The organism is Micromonospora sp. KC721, from assembly GCF_004348355.1.
Classification (GTDB): domain Bacteria; phylum Actinomycetota; class Actinomycetes; order Mycobacteriales; family Micromonosporaceae; genus Micromonospora.
Genome location: NZ_SMJY01000280.1, coordinates 1 through 5,861, shown reverse-complemented (window position 1 = coordinate 5,861; position 5,861 = coordinate 1). Strand labels below are relative to the sequence as shown.

Annotated in this window: 9 protein-coding genes; 5 read left to right on the top strand and 4 right to left on the bottom strand. The window is 68.4% G+C overall.

Going from position 1 to position 5,861, the window contains the following annotated elements:
- Positions 1–12: 12 nt before the first annotated feature.
- Both E1182_RS28645 and ychF read left to right on the top strand, forming a co-directional pair.
- Complete coding sequence (locus tag E1182_RS28645; RefSeq protein ID WP_132270853.1) at positions 13–465, top strand: hypothetical protein; 453 nt, start codon at positions 13–15, stop codon at positions 463–465.
- A 76-nt stretch (positions 466–541) separates the two neighbouring features.
- A complete protein-coding gene (ychF, locus tag E1182_RS28640; protein ID WP_132270851.1) occupies positions 542–1,627 on the top strand; it encodes a redox-regulated ATPase YchF in 1,086 nt (361 codons plus the stop codon).
- A gap of 116 nt (positions 1,628–1,743) precedes the next feature.
- Here the strand turns inward: ychF and E1182_RS28635 are convergent, their stop codons facing one another.
- Positions 1,744–2,139, bottom strand: a complete 396-nt coding sequence (locus E1182_RS28635) for a helix-turn-helix domain-containing protein (RefSeq protein WP_132270850.1) — start codon at positions 2,137–2,139, stop codon at positions 1,744–1,746.
- Positions 2,140–2,261: 122 nt separating this feature from the next.
- On the opposite strand from E1182_RS28635, the gene E1182_RS28630 reads away from it, so the two are divergent.
- Both E1182_RS28630 and E1182_RS28625 read left to right on the top strand, forming a co-directional pair.
- A complete protein-coding gene (locus E1182_RS28630; RefSeq protein ID WP_132270849.1) occupies positions 2,262–3,140 on the top strand; it encodes an NAD(P)-dependent oxidoreductase in 879 nt (292 codons plus the stop codon).
- A 129-nt stretch (positions 3,141–3,269) separates the two neighbouring features.
- Positions 3,270–3,779, top strand: a complete 510-nt coding sequence (locus tag E1182_RS28625; RefSeq protein ID WP_132270848.1) for a DinB family protein — start codon at positions 3,270–3,272, stop codon at positions 3,777–3,779.
- 56 nt (positions 3,780–3,835) lie between these two features.
- Here the strand turns inward: E1182_RS28625 and E1182_RS28620 are convergent, their stop codons facing one another.
- Positions 3,836–4,453 (bottom strand): AAA family ATPase, encoded by a 618-nt coding sequence (locus E1182_RS28620; protein ID WP_243706474.1) that lies wholly within the window; start codon positions 4,451–4,453, stop codon positions 3,836–3,838.
- A gap of 216 nt (positions 4,454–4,669) precedes the next feature.
- Here E1182_RS28620 and E1182_RS28615 point away from each other — a divergent pair, with 216 nt between their 5' ends.
- Positions 4,670–5,038: a hypothetical protein gene (locus tag E1182_RS28615; protein WP_132270846.1), complete on the top strand. Its 369-nt coding sequence runs from the start codon at positions 4,670–4,672 to the stop codon at positions 5,036–5,038.
- Here E1182_RS28615 and E1182_RS28610 read toward each other — a convergent pair.
- Entirely contained in the window at positions 5,017–5,235 is a 219-nt protein-coding gene (locus E1182_RS28610; RefSeq protein WP_132270845.1) for a hypothetical protein, read from the bottom strand. The genes E1182_RS28615 and E1182_RS28610 overlap by 22 nt on opposite strands.
- A gap of 61 nt (positions 5,236–5,296) precedes the next feature.
- Entirely contained in the window at positions 5,297–5,710 is a 414-nt protein-coding gene (locus E1182_RS28605; RefSeq protein ID WP_207921552.1) for a GntR family transcriptional regulator, read from the bottom strand.
- Between the last annotated feature and the right edge of the window lie 151 nt (positions 5,711–5,861).

Below are 5,861 nucleotides of genomic sequence, written 5' to 3'. Positions count from 1 at the left end.
GGGTGCTCGCTGATGCGGTCGGGGCGGGCGCGGCTGGACCGTGCGGTGGTGCAGGGCTTCTACGACCGGATGCGGGCGGTGGCGCCGGCGGCGTACGGGGCGATCGAGCGGGACCGGATGGGTGACCCGGGGCGGCCCTTCGCCGACACGGCGTGCGGCCGGCTCGCCGGCTCGCTCGACCCGGCCGGGCTGCGCGCGTTGGGCATGTGGGCGCACCACTGGTGCATGCGGTTCTACGACGACGACACGCGCCCCGGGCTGCGGCTGGTCCGCGAGATCGCCGGCCGGCGCGGGCTGGGCTGGACGGTCGACGAGGTGCGCTGGATGCTCGGCGAGTCGTACGCGGCCGGGCCGGCCGCCGCGCACCGGTTCACCCTGCCGCTGGCCGCCGTCGCCGACCTGCCGGACGGGGCGCTCGGCGAGGTCGCGGCCGACGGGGCGGGCTGGTGGCGGCTGGTCGGCTGACCGGTGGCCACCTGTCCGGTCCCGGCTCGGGCCTGCCTGCCGGGTACGGACGGCGGGGCGCGTAAGCTGGCTGGTCGTGAGTCTCACCATCGGCATCGTCGGCCTGCCCAACGTCGGCAAGAGCACCCTGTTCAACGCGCTGACCAAGAACGACGTGCTCGCGGCGAACTATCCGTTCGCCACCATCGAGCCCAACGTCGGCGTCGTCGGGCTGCCGGACGGGCGGCTGGCCACGCTCGCCGAGATCTTCTCCTCGCAGAAGGTGCTGCCCGCGCCGGTGTCGTTCGTCGACATCGCCGGCCTGGTGCGCGGCGCGTCCAAGGGGCAGGGTCGGGGCAACGCGTTTTTGGCGAACATCCGCGACGCCTCGGCGATCTGCCAGGTGGTGCGTGCCTTCTCCGACCCGAACGTGGTGCACGTCGACGGCAAGGTCTCTCCGGCCGACGACATCGAGACGATCAACACCGAGCTGATCCTCGCCGACCTGCAGACCCTGGAGAAGGCGCTGCCCCGGTTGGAGAAGGAGGCCAAGCTCCGCAAGGACCGGGCCGCCGCCGTCACCGCCGCCAAGGCCGCCGTGGAGGTCCTCGACGGCGGCACCACCCTGTACGCCGGGGCCGCCGCCGCCAAGATCGAGTTGGAGCATCTGCGCGAGCTGCACCTGCTCACCACGAAGCCGTTCCTGTACGTCTTCAACGTCGACGAGGCCGAGCTGGCCAACGCGGAGTTTCTCGACGAGCTGCGCGCGCTGGTCGCCCCCGCCGAGGCTGTCTTCATGGACGCCAAGATCGAGTCCGAGCTGGTGGACCTGCCCGAGGATGAGGCCCGCGAGCTGCTGGAGTCGATCGGCCAGCACGAGCCGGGCCTGAACCAGCTCGTCCGGGTCGGGTTCCGTACCCTCGGGCTCCAGACGTACCTCACGGCCGGCCCCAAGGAGGCGCGGGCCTGGACCATCCCGGTCGGCGCGACCGCCCCGGAGGCCGCCGGCGTAATCCACAGCGACTTCCAGCGCGGCTTCATCAAGGCCGAGGTCGTCTCCTACGACGACCTGGTCGAGGCCGGATCGATGGCGGCGGCCAAGGCGGCCGGCAAGGTCCGGATCGAGGGCAAGGAGTACGTCATGCAGGACGGCGACGTGGTGGAGTTCCGCTTCAACGTCTGACCCTTGTTCAACCACTGACCCTGGTTGATCCACTGACCCTGGCTGATCCACTCCGTTTGCGGCAAGTCGCGGTGTCAGAGCTTCCGGACACCCTCACCTTGCGCAAGCGGGGTGGATCAAGTTGATCGCCGCGGGTGCGGCGCGCCTGACCCGACGGCTTCCACGGATACCTTCTCGGCCCCGATCCGCTGGATGCGTTCGGTGCCCCACTCGCCCAGCGTGGCCAGGGCGGCATTGAGCGAGACGCCGTGCTCTGTCAGGGAGTACTCGACCTTTGGCGGCACCTCGCGGTACACCTCACGATGTACGAGGCCGTCCTCCTCCATCTCCCGCAGATGCTGAATCAGCATCTTCTCGCTGACGCCCGGAAGGCCGCGTCGAAGTTCGGCGAACCGGCGTGTCCGGTGGTGGTGCAGCTCCCAGAGGATCAGCGACTTCCACTTGCCGGCCACCACGTCCATCGCCGCGTCGATGCCGCAGAAATAGGGACCACGTCGTGCTGATGTTGCCATCGGCCTCCCTCCAGGGGCACTTACCTGCGAGTTAGTACCTGACTAATTAGTCCGTACTGGCCAACTCTACTTGTGGCGGAAAGGATTCAACCGAGCGACGAAGACGAGAAGGGGCTCAAGAAATGACAGCGATCAACAGTGCTCACGTCAGTGTCCTCGGGCTGGGGGCGATGGGTGGCGCGCTCGCGGCTGCCCTGGTGAAGGCCGGACATGCGACAACGGTGTGGAACCGTTCGCCGGGGAAGGCGGACGACCTCGTCGCGCAGGGTGCGCAAGCCGCCGCCTCGCCAGGTGACGCGGTGCGGGCAAGCCCGCTGGTTGTCGCATGCCTGCTGAACCACGCGTCGGTCCACGAGGTGCTGGATCCGATCGTTGCGGAATTGGCAGGACGGACGTTGGTCAACGTGACCACGACGACACCGGCTCAGTCGCGGGAGTTGGCCGCATGGGCCGCCGCTGCCGGGATCGCGTACCTGGACGGAGGCATCCTGGCCGTACCGGACATGATCGGTCAGCCTGGATCCTCACTTCTCTACAGTGGGTCGGCCGATGCCTTCAACCGGTACCAGCCGCTGCTCGACCTGTGGGGCACCAGTACCTACTTCGGTGACGACGCCGGTCTGGCGTCCCTGTACGACCTCGCCCTGCTCGCGGGCATGTACGTCATGTTCGCCGGTTTCATGCACGGTGCCGCCATGGTCGCGTCCGCCGGCGTGCCGGCGCGCGAGTTCGCTGCCATGGCCGCACCCTGGCTGACCGCGATGACCGGCGGCTTCGAGGAGTACGCCGCAGTCATCGACGGTGGGGACTACACCGTCGACGGGCAGCAGAGCCTGGAGTTCTCCGATCTCGGCGACATCCTTACCGCCAGTACCGATGCGGGCATCAGTACCGAGGCGGTCGCCATGGTCCAGCGCCTCATCCGACGCCAGATCGACGCAGGTCATGGAAGGGAAGGCTTCGCCCGCATCATCGAGAGCATCAAGACGCCATCCAGTTAGGTCGGCGGGGCTCCGCGCGGGGGCGACAACCTGGTTGATCCACTCGTTTGCGGCAAGTGGCGGTGTCAAGAGCTACCGGACACCGCCGCTCGGCGCACGTGGCGGGAAGCCCCTGCGGATACTGGTCCGGTGACCGTCGCGTTTCCTTCGCCCACCGTCCCGGCCGCACACCGTACCGAGGTGTTCCTGCGGTACCTCGACTACTTCCGAACGAGCGTGGTGGCGAAGGTGTCCGCGTTGACCGAGGACGACGTACGCCGCAGCGTGTTGCCCTCCGGTTGGACCCCGCTGGAGCTGGTCAAGCACCTGCGTTACGTGGAACTTCGGTGGATCGAGTGGGGTTTTCAGGGGCGCGACGTCGGCGACCCGTGGGGCGACCGGCGCGAGGACCGGTGGTACGTCGCACCGGAGGAGACCCGGCACGACCTGCTAACCGCGCTCCGCGCGCAGGGCAGGCACACGCGGGCAGTGGTGGAGGGCAGTGAACTCGCCGCGGTCGGGGCACCCGGCGAGCGCTGGGACGGTGCCGACCCGGCGTCGCTGGAACGGGTGCTGTTCCACCTCGTGCAGGAGTACGCCCGCCATCTCGGGCACCTGGACATCGTGGTGGAACTGGCCGGTGGCCCGACCGGCGAGTAAGCCACTACTGATCCACTTCAGATGCGGGATGCGGTGGTGTTGTACCGGCCGTCCGGCTAGCTGATCGTCCTGTCGGCGTTGCCGCCCGAGCTTCCTCCGGGCGAGATCACGGCCTCCGTCCAAGCGCGGGCGAGGATCTCTTCCACGGTCTCGGCTGGCGTCTGCCGGGACGTGTCGAGCCAGAGCCCGATCCGGGGCGTCTGGTGCCGCAACACACCGTCGAGCTGTTCGATGGCCCAGGTGCCGTACGCGGTCTTGCCTCGACCGGCCTCGCGGGCCGCGATGGCCTCGGTCGACGGGGCGAGTACGACCACGAGCAGGGGGCGTGCCCGGATCAGCGTCGTCATCCGGGCGAGCTCGTCGCCCAGGATGACGTCCTGGGTGACGACGGTGAAGCCGGCGTCGAAGTACGCGTCGCTCACCTGAGCCGTCAGCTGGTACCGCAGTCGAAGCTGCCGGAGCGCCTCGTCGGTGGGATCGGGCGTCATCTCGGCGCGACCGGCCACGATCATGCGTCGGAAGAAATCGCCCCGTACGTGCACGGATCGGGGCAGCCGTTCGGCGAGCGACTGCGCGACGGTCGATTTCCCGGCGGCCTGGACCCCGGTGATGAGGACGACCGCGTGCCCGGTCGTCGGCTGGTTCCCGGTCCGCGCCACGGTTGGTGAGATCACTCGATCTGCCTTTCCGCCGTCCAACGGCTCGCCGCGACTGCCCGTCCGGATCATCGCCGTACCAGAAGCCGGGAAGCTCCGCTGCCACGTCCGATGCCTGGTGATCCACTCCAAGTGCGGAATGTGGCGGTGTCGTGGTGTGCCGGACACCGCTATTTCCCGCAACTGGTGTGGATCATCGTGGGTGGCGTCGTCCGAACCTGCAAGAGTGACGCGGTGGGGAGAACGGAGATCCTGCCGGCTGTGTTCGTCGGTAACGACTCACCGGCCGAATGGACCTTCTACTACGCGGGCGCCGGCTGCTGCCTGCTGCCGCTGACCGGCACGCTCGCCTGGCTGCTGAGCCGCAACGCCCGGACGAAGCGGGTCGGTCAGGGGGCCGCCGTCGGCCTGCTCGCCGCCACTGCCCTCGCCGTCCTGGCGCTGTTCACCGGATACTCCCCGCCGGCACTAGCGGCAGACCCTCGCCTTGATCCACTCCGTATGCCGCATGTCGCGGTGTCGGGGCTTCCGGACACGCCTATTTGGCGCAAGTGGAGCGGATCAGGGGGTGGGCGGGGTGGTCAGTCGGATTCCTCGTGGTAGTAGACCGTGAACGAGTAATAGTCGCCCTCGGCGGTGATCTCGTTGTGTAGGACGATGTCCTGGATCCATACCGGGCCGAGGTCTTCGATGGTGTCGGCGAGCCGGCGCAGCAGGGCGGGTACGTCGTCCTGGGTGGGGCCGGCGGGGTTTCCCTGCGAGAAGTGCCGGATCGTATAGGGGTCGGGTAGGTCGGGCATCCTGGCAGTATTCAGGATGGTCGATAGCAATCATCATCCCGGGTCGTCTGCCGGCCGGAGGTCAGTCCGGCGGGCGGGTCAGCTCGACCTCGTCGCCGGCCATGACCTCGATGTCGCCCTTCGCGTCGCGAATCTCCAACACGGGTACGCCCTCGTCGAGCTGCATCACCCGGCGCTCCCTGCCGCTCGGCATCCGTGCGATCACCGACCCGCCCGGCGGCACTTCGACCTGCCGTCGCTGGGGCAGTTCACGGACATAGCTCCCGTGTCCACGCACCGTGTTGACCAAACCCTCGGAGCGGAGCAGGGAGATCGACATTCGGACCGCCTCCCGCCCGACGCCGTACTCCTGAGTCATCCGCGCCTCGCTGGGCAGTGCCGAGCCCGGTGCCAGCTCGCCCGCCTCGATCTGCTCACGCAGGATGTCGGCGAGCTGCACGTAGACCGGCGTGTGCGAGCGCGGATCGATCGTCATGCCGCAAAGCCTTGTCCCCCCATAGCCCGGACTGGTTGTGCCCCTGAGCCCCTGACGGTATAGTCGCAGTGACGATTGGTCTCCGGGCATGAACACCCAGGCCCTGACCTAATGACCAGCCCTGTTGCCGTACCGCTGATCGGAGCTGCGG